Origin of the sequence: Micromonospora phytophila (assembly GCF_023656545.1) — a bacterium.
GTDB lineage: Bacteria > Actinomycetota > Actinomycetes > Mycobacteriales > Micromonosporaceae > Micromonospora > Micromonospora phytophila.
Genome location: NZ_JAMOKF010000558.1, coordinates 1 through 2,084 on the forward strand (window position 1 = coordinate 1; position 2,084 = coordinate 2,084).

Sequence of the window (2,084 nt, forward strand, 5' to 3'; positions counted from 1 at the left end):
GTCGACCACCCCGCCGCCCGGAACCCGACCGGTCGGGGAGCCGCCCGCGGCGGGCGGTCCGATCGGCGGCCGACCGGCCGGGGACCGCCAGGGCCGCTACGACGGCGGCCCCGACCTGGGCACGCTCTACGCCGCCGGCCGCGACGGGCCGGGCTTCGCCACCGTGTCCCTGCCCGCCAACCCGGTGGAGAGTTCCGGCTCGCTGACCGGGCACATCCTGGCCCAGGGCTGGACGGAGACCCCCACCGAGGAGCGGTCCAGCACGGCCCGCGTGGTGATCGTCCTGGCCGCCTCGCTGGGCCTGCTGGTGGCGATCAGCGTGCTGGTCGTCCTGCTGGCCGGCGACGCGATGGACGGTCTGGTCGGCGGGGTCCTGAACAACTGAGCCACGCGGCGCGGACGATGGTGAGCCCGCCCACTACCGATCCCTGGCGCGGTGGCGGGTTCGCCGAATCGCCGTACACTTGTGGAGATCACTGACCTGGCGCGCGCCGTGCGCGCCCATGGGCGATCTTGCGGGCGATTCGGCGGCGTTCAGCTGCGGCAGGCCATCGCGAAGATGCGCCCCGCTTGAAAGGCATTTCTTGACCACCTTTGCTGAATCCAGCACGTTTCCGCCCGTCCTCGACACCACCGCCGCGCAGATCAGCGCCGCCGAGCAGGACGCCAGCCGGCAGGACACCGCCGAGCAGGCCGTCCCGGTGACCGCCGACACCATCGGCTTCGCCGACCTCGGGCTGCCCGAGCCGCTGGTCCGCACGCTGGCCCGACAGGGCATCACCACTCCGTTCGAGATCCAGCGCGCCACCGTGCCGGACGCGCTCGCCGGCCGGGACGTCCTCGGCCGCGGCCAGACCGGCTCCGGCAAGACCCTCGCCTTCGGCCTGCCGCTGCTGGCCCGGGTCGCCGACCGCAACCGGGCCCGGCCGCTGCACCCCCGGGCCCTGGTCCTGGTGCCGACCCGGGAACTCGCCATGCAGGTCAACGATGCCCTGGTGCCGCTCGGCAAGGCGGTCGGCGTGTTCCTGAAGACCGCCGTCGGCGGCGTGCCGTACGACCGGCAGATCGACGCGCTGCGGCGCGGCGTGGAGATCATCGTGGCCACGCCCGGCCGGCTGGGCGACCTGATCGCCCGAGGCGTCTGCCGCCTGGACGACGTCGAGGTCACCGTCCTCGACGAGGCCGACCAGATGGCCGACATGGGCTTCCTGCCCGAGGTCACCGAGCTGCTCGCGAAGACGCCGGCCAACACCCAGCGGCTGCTCTTCTCGGCCACCCTGGACGGTGACGTCGACGCGCTCGTCAAGCGGTTCATGACCGACCCGGTCACCCACTCGACCGCGCCGTCCACCGCCTCGGTGACCACCATGGACCACCACATGCTGCTGATCCCGCCGCACGACAAGTTCCCGGTCGCGGCGTCGATCGCGGCCCGCGACGGCCGGACCATGGTCTTCGCCCGCACCCAGCTCGGGGTGGACAGGCTGGTCGAGCAGCTCGCCGCGGTCGGCGTACGCGCCGGCGGCCTGCACGGCGGCAAGACCCAGCGGATGCGCACCAAGACCCTGGCCGAGTTCAAGGAAGGCCGGATGAACGTCCTGGTCGCCACGGACGTGGCGGCCCGGGGCATCCACGTGGACGGCGTGTCGCTGGTGCTGCACGTCGACCCGCCGAAGGACCCGAAGGACTACCTGCACCGCGCCGGGCGTACCGCCCGGGCCGGCGAGTCGGGCGCGGTGGCCACCCTGGTGCTGCCGAAGCAGCGCCGGACCACCCTCGCCATGCTGGAGAAGGCCGGCGTGCAGCCGGCGGAGACCCGGGTCCGGGTCGGTGACCCGGCGCTCGCCGAGCTGATCGGCGCCCGCGAGCCCAGCGGCGTCCCGGTGCGCCACGAGCCCGAGGAGCCCCGTCGGCACGGCGACCGGTCGGGCGGCCCGCGCCGCTTCGGCGACCGGCCCCAGGGCGAGCGCCGCTACGGCGACCGGCCCCAGGGCGAGCGCCGCTACGGCGACCGGCCGACCGAGAGCCGGGGTTACGGCGACCGGCCGCAGGGCGAGCGTCGCTACGGCGACCGGTCCCAGGGC

General features: G+C 74.5%; 1 protein-coding gene and 1 pseudogene. Both read left to right on the forward strand.

The annotated features are described in order from the left end of the window. Nucleotides 1–385 (forward strand): annotated as a pseudogene (locus NCC78_RS31165) (hypothetical protein); the annotation flags it as partial. 316 nt (nucleotides 386–701) lie between these two features. Next, the coding region (locus NCC78_RS31170) for a DEAD/DEAH box helicase (RefSeq protein WP_250799013.1) at nucleotides 702–2,084 on the forward strand (1,383 nt) is incomplete at its 3' end.